This window comes from Aeromonas sp. 96A (assembly GCF_051919165.1).
Lineage (GTDB): Bacteria > Pseudomonadota > Gammaproteobacteria > Enterobacterales > Aeromonadaceae > Aeromonas > Aeromonas veronii.
In genome coordinates this window covers 3258804-3274897 of the sequence record NZ_JBQBFE010000001.1, presented here as the reverse complement: position 1 = coordinate 3274897, position 16094 = coordinate 3258804, and the positions used below count along the sequence as shown (strand labels likewise).

The 16094-nt window shown below is 54.4% G+C and carries 18 protein-coding genes and 2 pseudogenes; 2 read left to right on the top strand and 18 right to left on the bottom strand.

Features of this window, described 5'->3' with window-relative positions; all coding sequences use genetic code 11:
• Nucleotides 1–2: 2 nt before the first annotated feature.
• Both rsmH and mraZ read right to left on the bottom strand, forming a co-directional pair.
• Nucleotides 3–941, bottom strand: coding sequence for a 16S rRNA (cytosine(1402)-N(4))-methyltransferase RsmH (gene rsmH / locus ACTG2W_RS15200; RefSeq protein WP_005336168.1), 939 nt, complete (start codon nt 939–941; stop codon nt 3–5).
• Nucleotides 942–1400, bottom strand: a complete 459-nt coding sequence (gene mraZ, locus ACTG2W_RS15195; protein WP_042655670.1) for a division/cell wall cluster transcriptional repressor MraZ — start codon at nt 1398–1400, stop codon at nt 942–944.
• Between the two features lie 114 nt (nt 1401–1514).
• Between mraZ and ACTG2W_RS15190 the strand changes: the two genes are divergently transcribed.
• Together ACTG2W_RS15190 and ACTG2W_RS15185 are read left to right on the top strand one after the other, a co-directional pair.
• Complete coding sequence (locus ACTG2W_RS15190; RefSeq protein WP_181281616.1) at nt 1515–1964, top strand: hypothetical protein; 450 nt, start codon at nt 1515–1517, stop codon at nt 1962–1964.
• 80 nt (nt 1965–2044) lie between these two features.
• A complete protein-coding gene (locus ACTG2W_RS15185; protein ID WP_235657010.1) occupies nt 2045–3052 on the top strand; it encodes a lytic transglycosylase domain-containing protein in 1008 nt (335 codons plus the stop codon).
• Here ACTG2W_RS15185 and ACTG2W_RS15180 read toward each other — a convergent pair.
• From ACTG2W_RS15180 to fgIL, 16 genes and pseudogenes are all read right to left on the bottom strand, one after another.
• The gene (locus tag ACTG2W_RS15180; RefSeq protein ID WP_128834329.1) at nt 2985–3446 is read right to left on the bottom strand and encodes a hypothetical protein; all 462 of its coding nucleotides are present in this window, start codon (nt 3444–3446) and stop codon (nt 2985–2987) included. The two genes, ACTG2W_RS15185 and ACTG2W_RS15180, sit on opposite strands and share 68 nt — an antisense overlap.
• Nucleotides 3433–4380, bottom strand: coding sequence for a lateral flagellar motor protein LafU (gene lafU / locus ACTG2W_RS15175; RefSeq protein WP_245148018.1), 948 nt, complete (start codon nt 4378–4380; stop codon nt 3433–3435). Before lafU ends, ACTG2W_RS15180 begins: the two co-directional genes overlap by 14 nt.
• Nucleotides 4380–5237, bottom strand: coding sequence for a lateral flagellar motor stator protein LafT (gene lafT, locus ACTG2W_RS15170; protein ID WP_019444796.1), 858 nt, complete (start codon nt 5235–5237; stop codon nt 4380–4382). The genes lafU and lafT overlap by 1 nt, the downstream gene beginning before the upstream one ends.
• A gap of 50 nt (nt 5238–5287) precedes the next feature.
• Complete coding sequence (lafS, locus tag ACTG2W_RS15165; RefSeq protein ID WP_026034857.1) at nt 5288–6004, bottom strand: lateral flagellar system RNA polymerase sigma factor LafS; 717 nt, start codon at nt 6002–6004, stop codon at nt 5288–5290.
• A 7-nt stretch (nt 6005–6011) separates the two neighbouring features.
• Nucleotides 6012–6434, bottom strand: a complete 423-nt coding sequence (gene lafF, locus ACTG2W_RS15160; protein ID WP_272870671.1) for a lateral flagellar basal body-associated protein LafF — start codon at nt 6432–6434, stop codon at nt 6012–6014.
• A 71-nt stretch (nt 6435–6505) separates the two neighbouring features.
• Nucleotides 6506–7588: a flagellar hook-length control protein FliK gene (locus ACTG2W_RS15155; RefSeq protein ID WP_440016330.1), complete on the bottom strand. Its 1083-nt coding sequence runs from the start codon at nt 7586–7588 to the stop codon at nt 6506–6508.
• On the bottom strand, nt 7579–7980 hold the full coding sequence (locus tag ACTG2W_RS15150; RefSeq protein ID WP_234921483.1) for a LafX: 402 nt from the start codon (nt 7978–7980) through the stop codon (nt 7579–7581). Before ACTG2W_RS15150 ends, ACTG2W_RS15155 begins: the two co-directional genes overlap by 10 nt.
• 59 nt (nt 7981–8039) lie before the next feature.
• The gene (gene lafC / locus ACTG2W_RS15145; protein ID WP_005336195.1) at nt 8040–8432 is read right to left on the bottom strand and encodes a lateral flagellar export chaperone LafC; all 393 of its coding nucleotides are present in this window, start codon (nt 8430–8432) and stop codon (nt 8040–8042) included.
• Nucleotides 8433–8480: 48 nt separating this feature from the next.
• Complete coding sequence (lafB, locus tag ACTG2W_RS15140; RefSeq protein WP_440016328.1) at nt 8481–9767, bottom strand: lateral flagellar capping protein LafB; 1287 nt, start codon at nt 9765–9767, stop codon at nt 8481–8483.
• A gap of 121 nt (nt 9768–9888) precedes the next feature.
• Nucleotides 9889–10146, bottom strand: a pseudogene (locus ACTG2W_RS15135) (flagellin); the annotation flags it as partial.
• Between the two features lie 387 nt (nt 10147–10533).
• Nucleotides 10534–11055 (bottom strand): annotated as a pseudogene (locus ACTG2W_RS15130) (flagellin N-terminal helical domain-containing protein); the annotation flags it as partial.
• A 249-nt stretch (nt 11056–11304) separates the two neighbouring features.
• Entirely contained in the window at nt 11305–12309 is a 1005-nt protein-coding gene (locus tag ACTG2W_RS15125) for a hypothetical protein (protein ID WP_371153324.1), read from the bottom strand.
• Nucleotides 12310–12326: 17 nt separating this feature from the next.
• A complete protein-coding gene (gene lfgL, locus ACTG2W_RS15120; RefSeq protein ID WP_149152012.1) occupies nt 12327–13226 on the bottom strand; it encodes a lateral flagellar hook-associated protein LfgL in 900 nt (299 codons plus the stop codon).
• Nucleotides 13227–13237: 11 nt separating this feature from the next.
• Nucleotides 13238–14581, bottom strand: a complete 1344-nt coding sequence (gene lfgK / locus ACTG2W_RS15115; protein ID WP_421308521.1) for a lateral flagellar hook-associated protein LfgK — start codon at nt 14579–14581, stop codon at nt 13238–13240.
• Nucleotides 14581–14979 carry a rod-binding protein gene (locus ACTG2W_RS15110; protein ID WP_019444809.1) on the bottom strand — a complete coding sequence of 133 codons (399 nt, stop codon included), beginning with the start codon at nt 14977–14979 and terminating at the stop codon, nt 14581–14583. Before ACTG2W_RS15110 ends, lfgK begins: the two co-directional genes overlap by 1 nt.
• Before the next feature lie 8 nt (nt 14980–14987).
• Nucleotides 14988–16094 (bottom strand): lateral flagellar basal body P-ring FlgIL, encoded by a 1107-nt coding sequence (gene fgIL / locus ACTG2W_RS15105; RefSeq protein WP_421308523.1) that lies wholly within the window; start codon nt 16092–16094, stop codon nt 14988–14990.

Here is a 16094-nt window from a genome sequence, read left to right as displayed (position 1 = left end):
GCTTACTCCGCCAGCCGTTCGGCAACCCGCAGCACCGAGCTGCGTGACCGGCTGTTTTCAGATACTTCATGATCAGAAGGCTTGAGTGCCTTGCCGACCGACTTCAATTTGCGACCGCCAGCGAGCTGGGCTTCGGTCAACGGAATGCCGTAAGGCACTTCCGGCCCCTTCTCGTGCTTGCGGATGAAATGCTTCACCAACCGGTCTTCCAGCGAATGGAAGCTGATCACCGACAGACGGCCATGTGGTGCCAATACTTCCAGCGCACCGTTGAGCGCGGTTTCGATCTCGTCCAGCTCGCTGTTGATATAGATGCGAATGGCCTGGAAGCTGCGGGTTGCCGCATGCTTGCCCTTCTCCTTGCTCGGATTGACCCGGGCAATCATCTCCGCCAGTTGACGGGTACGCACATAAGGCTCGGTCACGCGGTCGTGCACGATGGCGCGGGCGATCTTCTTGGCAAAACGCTCCTCACCGAAGGTCTTCAGCACCCAGGCGATGTCATCCACATCGGCCTTGGCCAGCCACTCGGCGGCGCTCTGACCGGAAGTGGGGTCCATTCGCATATCGAGCGGACCATCTTTCATAAAGCTGAAGCCGCGCTCGGCATCATCCAGTTGGGGTGAAGAGACCCCCAGATCCAGCAGGAAGCCATCCACTTTGCCCAACAAACCGCGCTCATCCAGATAGGAAGCGATGCCGGAGAAGGGACCATGCACGATTTCGAAACGGGGATCCTGGATCTTGGCTGCTTCGGCGATCGCCTGCGGATCGCGGTCGATGGCGATCAGGCGGCCATTGGGACCAAGGTGCTGCAGGATCAGACGAGAATGACCACCACGGCCAAAAGTACCGTCGACGTAGACACCGTCCGGCTTGATGGCCAGACCTTCAACGGCTTCGTGCAGCAGCACTGTGATGTGTTCAGCGGCTTGGGTCATTTATAAAGAGAAATCCTGTAGTCGTGGTGAGCTTGCCCAATCGTCCCCGGGCAGACCCAAGATGTCGTCATTGACCTGTTGTTGCCAGCGGGCTTCATCCCACAACTCAAACTTGTTGAGCTGGCCCACCAGCATGATTTTCTTGTCCAGCCCCGCATGGTTGCGCAGTGGCTGACTGAGCAGCAGACGGCCATTGCCATCCAGCTCGCATTCGGTTGCATGTCCCAGCAGCAGTCGCTGCAAACGGCGCTCTTGCGGATTCATGCTGGAGAGGGTCTTGAGCTTGCGCTCGACCTCTTCCCATTCAGTCAGGGGATAAAGCAGCAGACAGGGATGGGCAATATCGATGGTACAGACCAGCTGGCCGTCGCTTTCATCGCGCAGCCAATCACGAAATTTGGTCGGAATAGCCAGCCGCCCTTTACTGTCCAGGCTGATAGCATGAGCGCCACGCAACAAATTGCAGTCCCTGAAGGTGAGTGAGCAGGCAGATTGCCCCTCTAAAAACCACTTTGATCCACTTTTCCCCACCTTGAAGTTTAAGGACGTGCAGGGGGCTTTTCAAGCAAGGAGATGGGACAGAAGGAACATATTGACGCAGCAATTGCATGCTGTGGATTGAGTAGGTTGATTTTCCAAGAGTTATTGCTAAAAAAACAGAAAGTGATTAATAAGCAGCAAGTCGGTGAGCGGTCACTATCTGGGCGATATGATGAAACGGAACAATACCACGGCACAGAGCAAAATACTGACACATATCACTGGATAGATGATGTAACCATCTTTCGAACGGCGAGCACGCAGAGACACCAGCTGACACAGCAACAGATTGTAAATAATCAGCAGGGATGTCAGCAGAATATTGGTGGCAAATGTCAGCTCTTGAGCGTAACCAATGTACAAGCCCATCAGAATGAAATTAGCGAGTATCAGATACAGCAAAAACTTCTGAATCGCTTTACCCGAATTTGGGCTCTTTTTTACTCGTGTTATCATGCTTGCTACGTCCTGGATTACACATGATCAGACGACCTTAAATTCAAAAAACTGTTGAGATATATCATGTTTTTATTATTGCGCGATCCTTGCTCAACAATTGCCCCATGACCCGGCTCGTTTTTTTGCTAATGAGCGGGATGTTAATGATATCAACATCTTGCCATGCTTATCACAATTATCACTGGCAAGCTGGTTTCCCTGTCCCGATTCAGGGTAAAGGGGTCGACTTGGTCAGCCAGCAGCAGCAATTCTTGCTGAAGCAGCGCCCTTATCTTCAACAACGTCTTGCGGAGACACAGCCCGTTATTCGCTGGGTCGCGGAACAGGTTCACGAACGCAAACTGCCGCCCTTGCTTGCCTTTGTTCCTTTACTGGAAAGCAGTTACCGATTTGATGTGGTCTCTTCTGCTGGCGCCGCAGGCCCTTGGCAGCTGATGCCAGATACCGCCACCCGATTTGCCGTTCCCATCACCAGCGAATTTGATGGGCGCTATTCACTGCCATTGGCGACAGAGGCTGCCCTTTCCTATTTGGCATGGCTGTATCGCTTCTTTGGCAATGACTGGCTGCTTGCTTTGGCCGCCTACAACGCAGGAGAAGGGCGGGTACTCAATGCGGTTTTAAAAGCGGGGACACGTAATATATGGGAACTGGAGCTTCCGACTGAAACACGCTTTTATGTCGCGCGCTTTGTTGCGCTGGCAAGACTGCTTGATATGGCTGACAGCTATCAGTTTCAACTTCCGCCATGGCACAGCGGCAATGACTTGCAAATATTCCGTCATCCGAACGGCTGCTCACTGCCCGCGTGGGCTCAGGCAAAAGGCGTATCAATGAATGACGCCAGCCGCTGGAATCCGGCCTGGCAACTCCCTATCGCGCAAGGGATAACCCATTGCCCTATCGTCTATAGCAAAGGCAAAGCCCCCACCGCCAACCGGAAGAAAGGGGCGACCGCCATTGTCAAAGCGGTCTCACTGGACAGTCTGCATGATCCCCTGTTGCTGAAAGCTGCCAGGGGGCTTGATATGAGTCGAGGCGAGATCAGGCTGGAACGCTTGCCTGATCCTCTTGGGATTCAGCAGAAGCGGCCGCTGATTGCGGCACCATGAAACTGTGGCGCCAATGGCTCAGTACCGGAGCCAAATCAACCTCTTCCGGATATGACCAGCGAGCACCATAAAAGCAGAGCTGCCGGCCAATGGCGCGACGATGAGTGATGTTGCAATCCAGCGCAATTCGCGGCAACAGGGCGAGCTTCACCGTTTCGGGTAATTCAAATCGAGCCGGAGCAAGGAAACCGACCCCGCCCGGACCAATGTCTTTGATCACTGCGCGGCCAATGTTCTTGTCAAACAGCAATCCGGAAATCAGCAATCTGGCCGCAATACCACAACTCTGTGACTCGAAAGGCGTTGTTCCATCGTGCAGATACCAGCGCGGCACCTTTCTGCGTGGATCATTGTGCGAGGTATGCAGCGGAAACTCGATCTCAGGGTCGTCCATGGGAAATTATCTCCTTGGCATGGCTGGTTGCCGCTTGCGTTTGGGAGCTGAAAAGTTGCTCCAGATTAGTTTCTGCCTGGGTTGTCATGACCAGCAATTCAATGCGCCGATTACGGCTGCTTTGTGGATTGCGGGTATCTTCCAGCATGGTATCGGCCATCGCGACAACCTGCCCGACTCGTTCAGGTGGCATGCCGCCTGCCAGCAACACCCGTCTTGCCATCATGGCGCGGTCTGACGATAGCTCCCAGTTGCTGTAGTTGTCACCGGCAAACGGTGTGCTGTCGGTATGGCCAGAAATCATGACCCGATTCTCGATACGCTGGAATATGGGTGCCAGCGCCATCAACATATGGCGAAAGAAAGGGCTAATACGGGCACTGCCGCGGCTATACATTTCCCGATCCGCGTCATCACGGATCAGGATCCGCAATCCTTGGGGAACAATTTGAATCTCGAGGTTATTCTTCGCCTGCATCTGCTCAGCAAGATGGTCGATAAAGCTGGCCAGCTGCTTCATCTGGGCTTCCCCCTCAAGCTTGCCTATCAACAGCTTTTCATATCCACCGCCCGGACCGTCAGAAAAAATGCTCTGATTACGGTCCATATGCTTGGGCATCAGCTGACCCTGCTGATCGAACTTGGGGTTCAACTCATCGATCACGGAGGGATTGCCCCCGAGATCGACAGGATAGGGGCTGTTGCGAATATCAAACGGGTTGGCCTCACTGTCCATGATGCTGTAGTCCCGCAGGCGGCTGGCAACGACTTCCCGCTCCTCCTGATTGGACACAGCCAGGATCCAGAGCACCATGAAGAAAGCCATCATGGCCAATGTGAAGTCGGCAAATGCTACCTTCCAGGCGCCTCCCCCTTTGGGACCGCTGTTACGACGCTGCTGACGCTTGACGATAATCTGTTCGTGATTGCGCATTACATCGCCCTGTTGGTCACCCAATCTTCCAGCTCAAGGAAGCTTGGTTTGACTTCAGGCTCCAGGATCTTGCGACCCGAATCGACGGCAAGCAAAGGAGTTTTGCCACGCAGCTGGGCAATCAGGATCGACTTGATGCACATCAACAGGCCGATACGGCGCTTGACCATCTCTTCCATGGCATTGCTGATTGGCTCCAGCAAGCAGTAGCAGAGGAAAATACCGATAAAGGTGCCCACCAGAGCGGCCGCCACATGGACACCGATATTGCTCAGGGGGCCGTCCAGTTGCTGCATGGTGATGATGATCCCCATCACCGCAGCAAGAATGCCGAAGCCAGGGCAGGCCTCACCGGTTTTGTGCAAGGCATGAGCAGGCTTGAGCATGTCCTCTTCAATGGCCATGATCTCCTGCTCCAGCACGGTATCCAGTTCATGGGGTGTGATCTTGCCCATTCCGAGCAGACGCAGGTTATCGATAATGAAACCAAGCAGTTGGGGATCTTCCGAAATCTGGGGATACATCAAGAAAACCGAGCTCTGCTGGGGATTTTCAATATGCTCGTCGAGCGCCTTCATCCCCTTGTTGCGTGTCTCTTCAAGCAGTTGATGCATCAAAGTCAGCAGCTCACGATAGACCTCTTTCTCTTCTTTGTTCGCTTTGAAGCACATTTTTATCTGCCGCCACATTTCATGCATCACCTCTTTCGAGTTGCCAAGAAACATGGAGCCTACCGCTGCGCCGATAATGATGATAAGTTCGGCTGGCTGCCACAAGGCGGCGAGGTTCCCCCCGGCCATCATGAAACCACCCAGCACGCACACTAATATGACGCCGATGCCAATCTGTTTTTGCATGAATGTTCCCGCACGATACAAGAAGGGTCACCAGTAAAGGTGAAGCACTACTATATGGAGTCGACCAATCGCTGCTTTAGCTGAAGTACACATTGTTTGTGCAGCTGACAAACCCTGGATTCGGTTAATCCCAGCACCAGCGCGATCTCTTTCATGTTGAGCTCTTGCTGGTAATAGAGGGAAAGCAATAACTGCTCGCGTTTATCCAGAGTGGCCAACACCTTGCTGATGGTCATCGCCATATCGACATCATCAGATTCGGTAGTCGGGGCTTTACCGCCATTCTCCAGCCACTCTTCCAGACTCTGCAGCGCTTCAGCCTGGCTGGCGTAGGACAACTGACGCACCTCATCCACCGAACAGTCGAGCGCAGTAGCAAGTTCTTGCTCTGAGGGGGGGCGCCCCAAACGATTGTGCAGTTCACGCTGCGCCTGATTATGGCCGTGTACCTGCTGTCGCAGTTGGCGGGGTCGCCAGTCCAGACGGCGCAACTCATCGAGCATGGCGCCACGAATCCGTTTGAAGGCATAACTTTCAAACTGGGCATCGGGCTCGCTGCCATAACGGCGCCACGCCTCCAGCAATCCCATCATTCCCACCTGCTCCATGTCCTCCTGATCAAAACAGGCACTGACCTGGCTGCGCAGATGGCTGGCGGCTCGCTTCACCAAGGGTAGATAGCGAGCAAGAATAGCGGGCTCTCCCGTGCGAGGAAGTTGCGGAGTATCGGCAAACTCTTGTTGAGCATCCCAAACGGAATCTGTCATATCGTGGCTACTGTACCAGTACCTTGGTGATCAGCACTTCATCCAGATAGGGCTTGTAGCCATATCCCTGTACCGTAGTGACCAGCTTGTCGCGCAGAGAGACCTGCAACTTGGAAATATTCTGCAGCTCGACTTTTACGTCATCATGGGAGCGGTGGCTGAAATACTGCACCATGGCATTGCGGATCAGTGGTGTCAGTTCATCCAGCTTGGCAACCTGCGCCGGGTTGTAGGTCACCAGTGCCAGCTCCAGCACCAGATAATGGGACTGTTCACCCCCTTCCAGACTGATGACAAAGCGCTCCATCGGCTTGAACAGCGGAGTGCTGCTCAGCTCGGGCTTTGGCTCTGCCAATCCGAGCCAGACTTCGACCACATCGCGCTTAAGCCATGTGCCATAGGCCAGTATGGCCAACAGACACAGAGCCATGACGAATATCATCAACCACTTCATGACACGCCGCATAATGTAAAACCACTCTCGCTGTTACGGGTTAAAAATCAGACCAGTGTATTGAGCCAGTCGTGCACCGTATCCCATTGGGAATCCGGATCATCCTGCCACTGGCGGCGGCCAGCCAGGATCTTCTCCTGTTGCCACCGCTCCTGCTGTCCCTGTTCGCCACCCTGCCCCACATTGACCTCGACCCCGCCGGCATGATGGGGCGCCAGGCTCATGCGCAAGCGCTCCATCGACTGGATCATCGCATCGCGCACCGCCGGATTGGTCACGTTCAACTGGACATTGAGCCGATCACCATCGAGCTTGACGGTCAACTCAAGTCGCCCCAGCTCTGGCGGGTCCAGCCGGATGTGAGCCTGTTTCACCTGTTGATTGACCTGCAGTTCAACCTTGTCCTGAAGCAGGCTAACCAGCTGCTGTCCCCACTGGCTCTGGTTGTCTGACAACCGGACAGGTGCCCATTGATAGTCGACCGGACGCAGCGGTGCAACGGCGAGTTGTCCAACTGCCAGCTGGCGAGCATCTGGCAACCTGTTTTCTACCGCAGCGGTATCAGGCACATTTCCAGCATCGAGACCGGCGGCCATAATCGGCAAGGTGAAGCGGCTGGGCAATACACCGGTTTGCCCATTTGATTTGACAAGCAACGTAGAGAGCGCCTGTTCTGCAGCAGCAGAGACCGTTTCACGACGCGGCATCACCTCTTGCTCGGGCAGCGTGGTCAAACTCCCCATCAAGGCACGAAGAGAGGGCGGCAATTTGTTATCCACCACCACCTGCTGGCCACCGGTGCTACCTTCAGCTCGGGAAAAAGTACGACTTACAAGCACACCATCAAGATCGGCATCACTTACTCTGACAAAGAGAGGAGGCATATTGGTAAACGCTTGCAGCTGTTCAGCCGGGTCGCCTTCCATCCTTGGCTGTTCGCTCTCTTTTTCCTCTACCGCAACATCGCTGGCAGCCAGCTCGGGCAAGGGCAATACAACCAGAGGCTCAACCGCCTCATCCAGCGGTTGATACAGCCCACCTTCACTGCCGGCTTGGCCGGACAAACGGTTCAAGGCCGTGACATCCGGCGAATACGCAGCGTCAAAACCGCTAAATTGAATCAATCCCATTGCTCTGTCTCACCGTAGGCGGTCAAACCTTCACGAATCGAAGAAAGCTGCTGCCACTCCTGTTTACGAACCTGGGTCTCCTGCTCGCAGAGTTGCAATGCCTGTCGATACAAAATTCGGGCTTTATCTCTTGCTGGTTGCAACGCAGCCCAGAGTTGGGGATTCCGGCTAACTTGAGAGACAAATTGTGCAAAACGTCCATCGGTTAGCCTGACTGCATCCCACTGGCCAGCTTGCGCTTGTTGCAGCAAGAGCGTACCCAACCCCAATAACTGACGCTGGCGAGTCTGCAGTTCGGTCTCACGCAACACGGGAGCAATACCTGACATGACGAGCCCCAAAAAGAAGATGAACCAGCCCACAAGCAAGGAGTGGGCCAGACCGAGAACCAAGAAATTTCAATATGTTGGGCGTGAGGAAGAACAGAGAGGAAGGAAGTACTACTTCCGTATTAACGAGGATGACGCGCCATTGCTTCCCAACCCTCTTTCAGCTCTTGCAGGATTTTGCGCACTTCGGCGAACCCCTCAACATTGTTGGAAACGCTGATTTCGAACAATTTTTGACCGCAGTAGTCATAAAGACGATGCAGGTTAACCGCCAGCTCACCACCCTTATTCATATCAAGCGCACTGTCCAGCCCACCCAGGATCTGCAGACACTTGTTGATGGCCAACCCTTTGCGCTCAAACTGTTTCGCCAAGATATGCCCTTCTGCTCTGGCTATCTCGTCAAGCAAGCCATCCATCAACATCAGCACCAGCTGATATGGATCGGCACTCGCGGCCTTGGCTTCTGTGGCGGCAAATCGATAGGCATCGTAGCCATCTTCAGATTCAAACATGGGTCACTCGCTATTGCAGGTTCAAACCAGTGCATCCAGGGGAAAAGCTTACAGTGCTCCCATGGTCTGCATCATCTGGTTCATGGTGGTGAATTGATTGAGGTAACGCTTGTAAACAGATTCCATCCGTTTATTCAGCGACTCCATTTTATCATCAAGTCGCTTTTGATTGGCTTCCAATGTGCTCTTGCGAGTGGCCATCACCCCGTTGCTCTTGGAGAAAGGGTCGAGCACCTTGCTCATCCGCTTGAGCAAACCGTCATCCCCCATCAGCGCCTTGCCCAGCAGTTCAGGGTCCTTCTCGAGCGACTTTTTGAAATCAGAGTCACTAAACACCAGCTTGCCCGATTTCTCGGTTTTGATACCAAGCTGAGTCAGGGTCATGCCAGCAGGAAGATTGCGAACCGCGTTGGCCAGCGCACCTTTCAAACCTCGCACCGTGGCATCAGAAGCCAGTACGCCTTTTGCCTTGATATCGGTGGATGTCTCTTTGTTCAGCAGCTCCAGCAACTCGTTGTAACTATCAACAAATTTCTTCAATGAGCCGGTGACGGCTTCATTGTCATAAGCCACCGTCACCTGCATCGGGCCATCGGTTGGCTTTTGCACCTTGGTGAGATCCAGCGTCAGCCCTTCAACCACGTTTTCAATCTTGTTGGTCGGCGACTTGATCTCCAGCGCGCCGTCGCCTACCCCCATCTTGATGATGGAATCCTGACCCGGGGTGATCACCTTGCCGTCGATAAATGCCTTGCCGAATGCGGAAGCCGGGTCGCCATCATAGGTGGGGGTAAACACCTTGGCTACTCCGCTCTCTTTGCTGGTCAGTACCAGGTTAACCTTGCCATCCGTGCGGATCAGGCTTGCCTTGACCCCCGGATTATCCGCCGCATCATTGATGGCAGAGACCAGACTCTGGGCAGTCGACTCGGCAGGCAAGGTCGCCAAATCGATAGCAAACGCCTTGCCGCCTACGGTAAACGACACCTTGCCGGAGGTTGGCAATGGCGCCTTTTCATCTGCCAGTTGCACCCCGAACTGATGGGCCTGTGCCAGTTGCTTGACCTCAAAGTTATATTGCCCCGGGGTCGCCTTGCCATTGCTGGAGACCGTCATGATCCCCTCTTGCGAGAGGCTGGCTTTCTGGGCCTGCAAAGCCGCTGGCTTGTTCAGATCTTTCAGCAAAGTCTGAAAGCTGGAGAGTTTGGAGTTGATGGATGACAGCGAACTCTGCTGCGCCTTGACATTGGCCAGCTGCCCCTTGAGCAGCTTGTCCATGTTCTTGCGCTCATTGGTCACCATATTCATCGCGGCTGAAGCGGGATCGACCTGCATATATCAACTCCTTCGGTATCAGGGCAAGACTTGCTTGTTGAAAAACGCTGTTTCGCCAGCACTTTTCAACCGGCAAGGGGAAGAAAAGAGGCCGCCACACAGGTAGCGGCCCTTATAACGATTAACGCAGCAGACCGGTGACCATACCAGTCATCTGGTTTGCCTGACCCAGCACAGACATGCCAGCTTGCATCAGCATCTGGTTCTTGGTCATGTTGGTGCTTTCGGTGGCGAAATCGGCATCCATGATACGGCCCTTGGCGATATCGGTGTTCTCTTTCATGTTGGAGAGGTTGTTAACGGTGTGCTCCAGACGGTTGATATTGGCACCGAAAGCGGAACGTACGCTGGTGATATCCTGCATAAAGGATTCCAGCTCACCGATAGCTTTTTGAGCGTGTTCTTGGCTCTTCAGGCCATACTCCAGGGTCTTGGAATCCAAGCCAGAACCTGCGGTCATGGCGCCAACAGTAGACTTGTCAAAATTCTTCTGAGCAGTATCCAAATCGGTCTGCTTGGTGGTCAACGTGTTTGCCGCAGTGTCATACGCGGTCTTTGCTGTATTGTAAGTACCTTCTTTGATTAACTTTTGTGCAGCATCAGACTCTCCCTCCCAATCAGTCTTGGCTGTATCCATTGTAGCTTTTTTGCCATCCGCATCAGTTTTAGCGGTATCAAACGCGGTCTTGGCACCATCCAATTTGGTATTCAGATCAGTCACCCCATCAACCAGCTTCTGATCTTCAGCACTCAGGGTTGCGCCACCGACAACCTTCTTGAGGGTATCGCCGATAGCCAGGGTCAAACGCTCACTGTCGGAGCCACCAATCTGGAAGGTCACTTCCCCCTTGGCAAACTTGCCGTTTTTGCTATCCAGCAGGTTTTCGCCACCGAAGGTGGTATTGCCGGCGATATTTTTCAGCTCTTTGGTCAACTCGCCGAATTCGGCGTTCATGGCGGCAATATCTTTATCGCTGCTGGTGCCGTTGGCGGCCTGGGTAGCCAGATCCTTCATGCGCTGAACGATATTGGTCATTTCGTCCATGGCACCTTCGGCAGTCTGCATCATGGAGATGGCATCCTGGGCGTTGCGCATACCGATCTTCTGGCTGTTGGACTGGGATTGCAGACGAGTAGCGATTTGCAGACCAGCGGCATCGTCAGCGGCAGAGTTGATGCGCAGACCGGTACCCAGACGCTGCATGGCAGTGCTGGCCAGCTTGTTGGTGGTGGTCAGTTGGTTCTGGGTAACCATGGATGCAAAGTTGGTATGAATTGACAGACTCATTTTCGTTTCCTCGAAATAGATGCTGCCACAGGCAGCGTTTGGGTTGACCCCAATGAAGAACGACCACAGCGTCGTGAAAATTAAATCTTTTTTTGCTGAACAGCAGTTTCTCTTGGCCCCCCGTTCAGTACTCAACAATGTTCTTGCAAGCAGACCGCGTCGTCACAGGCACAAGAGGGCATCACAGAGATAAAAAAACCGCACAAGTCAGCTTGTGCGGTTTTTTAACGATGAGACAGGTCAGCGCTATCAAGTGAGTAACGCAACCACCCCTTGCCGAGTGACGTTGGCCTGCGCCAGCAGACCGGACATGGTGCCCATATAGCCGCCTTGTGAGAGGCGGGCGGCCAGAGAGGATTGCAACTGTGCCAGCTCCTCCTGTTTCAGGTTCTGACTGCGAGCCTTGACCTTGTCCAGTTGCAGCACCATCTTCTGGCGAAACTGTTTCAACTCCCGTACCGATTGCTCAATCTCGCCAAGTACTTTTTGCAGCCGCTGCCGCTCCTGACGGATCTCCCCTTTGGCAATCCCTTCGGCCATATGGGTCAGCGCTCCGGCCCTGGGCTTGAACTGCACCGGGATCGGGTTGCCTGCCGGGATACGAATCCCCTCCCCCCGGATCAGTACCGGCTCATCCAGTTTGCGACGATAGGGTTCAGCGACAGAGAGCTCCAGCTTGCCCAACTCATTCAGCCGAGCCCGGATATGCTCTTTACGCAGCGCCCGATCGAGTATGGTGACAACCTCCCCCTCTCGTGCTCCGGCGGGGATGGTCACCTCCACCGCACTACTGCTTTGGGGGAAAGAGAACACCAGTCGCTCAGTGCTATTTTTGGCGCTTAATAAATCCAGATGCTCGGCACTGAACCGGGTGCGCAGTTCCTGAGGTGACGCAAGAAGTCTGGGCTTGAGCTCGTCAGTCAAAGGGCCTCTTGGTTGGGTGACTTTCTCTTCCAGCATTTTTAAGCGGTTGGCAACGTCACTGCTGGCCAGCTCACGCTGACCCAACTGGCGTTCCAGCCGCTTCAATTCGCCCCAAACCTGATTGAGTGCCTGTTCCCCACCCTGAGCATGGGCAATGCGCTGTTGCGCTGCGCCGATCAGGGCCCATCTATCCATCCGGATAATATTGGGGTGGCGCTCGTTCTGCTTTCGATTTTCCGGAGTGTGAGCCTGTGCAGTTGCGCGGCCCTGCAACTTGGGCTTTGCCTGCGCCTCGGCAACGCCCCCAAGACGGGTTTGCTGGATCTGCATCATGACTCCTTCACTCGTTACGGCATGTAGTTGAACAGGCTAAGGCCATTAACCTTGGCAAAAGCCTGCTGCTGCACCTGCAATGCCATCAGGACATGGGCCTGTCGGGTCGCGGCCTCGGCATAATCCAGCGACTCTATCTGGTTGCTCACTTCCTTGCTATAGACACCTTTCTCGGCATGGCTCTCATCAATCTGATCCAGCAGATTGATCCGGGCACCAATCGTGCTCACCGCCTGGCTGATACTATCTTGCAGCGTCTGGCTGCGGCCGAGCATGGCTCGGGCTTGATCGACGGCGTCAGGTGCTGCGGCATTAATTGCCGCCACCATGCTATCGAGTCGCTTGAAAAAATCATCAGGCTGCAGAAACAGCTGGTCAGCCGTCTGGTTCAAGCCCACAGTGACGCCGTTGGCAATACTGACCTCACGCACCAGATTGTCCCCCTGGTAGCTGTAGTCACCACTCGCCTGCTTTACCAATGCAGTCTGATCAACCTTGCTACCGGTAAACAGGCTGGAGCCACTCTCGTTACGTGCATTGGCCAGATCCAGCAGACCATCCTTGATAATGGCGACCTCACTGGCCACCGCTTTGCGATCCGCATCCGACAAAGAGCCTGTTGCAGCAGTCTGGGTCAACTCCCGCAACCGCATCAGCATGTTGGTCATGGTTTCAAACTGCAGTTCCCCCTGAGAGAGCTGGCTCTTGGCGTTGGCAATATTTTTCTGGTACTGCGCCATCGCCACCTGCTCTTTCTGCAAGCCCAGCAGTTGCACACTGCCAACAGGATCATCAGAGGGCTGAAGAATGCGTTTTTGCGTGGAGATTTGGCGATCAAGCCGGGCATATTCACCGAAGCCATGCTGCAAGTTGTCTAGCATGCTGAGCTGGATCTGGTTAGTACTGATGCGCATAGTCACCCTCCTCAGAACATATTCAGAATGGAATTGAAGAGTTGTTCCGAGGTGCTGATCACCTTGGCATTGGCCTGATAAGCCTTGGTGTAAGCCATGACTTTCACCCCTTCCTCATCGGTATTCACACCGCTGACACTGCTCAGCTTGGCCGCCATCTGTTTTTCCATATTGGCATCGGCCTGCATGCTCGCTTTCGCCTGCCCGCTCTGCACCGCCATCTTGCCAAGCAGGGCACTATAGGCATCGTATTGGCCATTTTTTATCGTCAGCAGGTCCTGCAAGTTGCGGTTATCGCCCTTGCCGCCACCGGCCTTGGCAAAAGCCAGGTCGTCTCCGGTAAAACCATCAGCCACACGCAATGTTCCCAACGCATTGATGTAGTTACCATGGATATCTTTTGTTTCGTCAAAAGCGAATAGCGGTTTCCCGGTTACTCCATGAAGGTCAACACCACCGGCCTGTTTATCATTGAAATCCTTTGCGAGTTTGCCCGCTATCTGATTCAGCGCCACTCTGGTCGGCCGCAATACTGTAGTGCGATAATCCATCACACCCGCCAGCGAACCACCATGCAATTTAGGAACTTCAAACGTCTGACCACCGAAAGCGAGGCTGAGTTTATCGCCAGCAAGCGCGAGAGTACTGCTGCTTCCTCCCAACACCAGCGGCTGTCCTTGCGGCAGGCTGATCGCGAAAGCGCCGTCACTCTGACGATTAACCCGCACTTCCATATAGGTCGACAACTCACGAACAACCTGTTCGCGACTATCTTCCAGCGCTGAGGTATTGACTCCCTTGGCGGCTTGATCGCCAATCTGGACATTCAATTCGGCCAGTTGTGACAGGTAGCTGTTCACTTGGGAAACAGTGCTGCTCAACTGATCGTCGATCTGTTTTTCCTGGGTGACCAGGCTCTCGTCCAGCTGGGTAAAGCGGTTGGCGAGCGCCCCAGCCGAGCTGACGATCTGGCTGCGCTGTGCCGGGGTTTCCGGACTGTCGAGCGCAGCACTGAGCGAGGCAAAAAAGCTGTCGAGCCCTTTTGCGATATTCATCGACTCACTGCCCAGCAACTGCTCTGTCGTATTGATGTACTGATGAAAGGCATAAGAAGAACCGGTGGCCGAACGGCTACGCCAGTGTTGAGCAACCAGATAGTCATCCGTTACCCTGCGTACCCCTGTCACCTCGACACCGGCACCATTATCCAGCCGCCCGAAACCGGATAGACTGCCCATCATGGCTTCCTGACGGCTATACCCGATGGTATTGACGTTCGCGATATTCTGGGCGGTCAGGTTCAATGCAATCTGGGCTGCATTTAGTCCGCTGGCGCCGATATTGAGCAGTGACATCAGTCAACCTTCTTCATTTTTACCGAGTTGAGAGGCTGGCTGAATGCAGCCAGGGTCTGCTGCTCTGAAGCGACCACCCCGTCCGGATTCTTTAATGACGGAGCCAGCTGGTTGACCATCTGCTCCCGCAAACCGATACCACCACGTTTGACCATGCTCATCGCCAACTGGCTGTCATACATATCGCGATAGAGGGATTGTCCCTTGATAATCTTGTCGTCCTCATCCTGCAGGGCATCCGTCGCCGAGCGCATATGTTTGAGCACGGTTTGCAGAAAACTGACTTCAAACTGACCGGCTGCAGCATCCAGCGCGGCACGCTGATCCGGGTTGCTTTTGATTTGCTGCAATTCATTGAGATCCTGATAAAAACCGGGATCAGAGCTAATTCTGGTCATGATAATCCTTAGATAACCACCAGCTCACCCTCAAGGGCGCCAGCCTCATTGAGCGCTTGCAAGATGGCCATGACATCATCGGGTGTTGCCCCGAGTGAATTGACAGCCTTGACGATCACTTCCAAGGAAGTGCCATCCGGCCAGACAAACATGTTGTTACGTTCCCGATCGACCTGGATCTTGGAGTTGGGGGTCGTGGTGGTCTGCCCATTGGAGAAGGCGTTGGGCTGGCTGACAGTCTGACTCTCGCCAATGGTCACCGTCAGACTGCCATGACTGACGGCAGCCTTGTGAACCTTGACCCCTTGCCCCATCACCACAGTGCCGGTTCGACTGTTGAAGACCACCTTCGGCCGCTCCTGACCCGGATCCACCTTGATATCTTCCAGCAGGGCCATAAACGCGATGCGCTGGCTCTCGTCCTTGGGGGCTGCAACCTGAACCCGCCCGGCACTCACCGCGCGGGCAACCGGCCCCAGCTGATGGTTGATGGCTCGCTCCACATTGCGTGCGGTCTTGAAGTTGGGTTGATGCAGATTGAGGGTCACTTCCGGCTTTTCGGCAAAATTGCTCACCACCTCTCGCTCGATGGTGGCGCCATTGGGGATAATCCCGGCTGTCGGCACGTTAATCGTGACCGATGAACCCGATTGCCCTTCCGCTTTCACCCCGGCGACGACCAGATTGCCCTGCGCCACGGCATAGACTTCACCATCGATACCACGCAGGGGGGTCAGCAGCAGAGAGCCGCCACGCAGACTCTTGGCATCACCAATGGAAGTCACGGTCACATCGAGCAACTGCCCCTTGCCAGCCAAGGCGGGTAGCGTGGCCTGAACCGAAACGGCTGCCACGTTCTTGAGCTTGGGATCGATATCGTCCGGTAGCTGCACACCAAACTGTTTGAGCATGTTGGCCATGGATTGGCCGGTAAATTTGACCTGGCTTTTGTCGCCGGTCCCGGAGAGACCGACCACCAGACCATAACCCACCAGCTGGTTGGTTCTCAGCCCCTGCACATCGGCAATATCCAGCAAGGCTCGTTTGGCCGGTGCGGCAGCCTGACTAAACCAGGGCAAGCAGAGACACAGCAGGGCGATAAACCATCTGTTCAT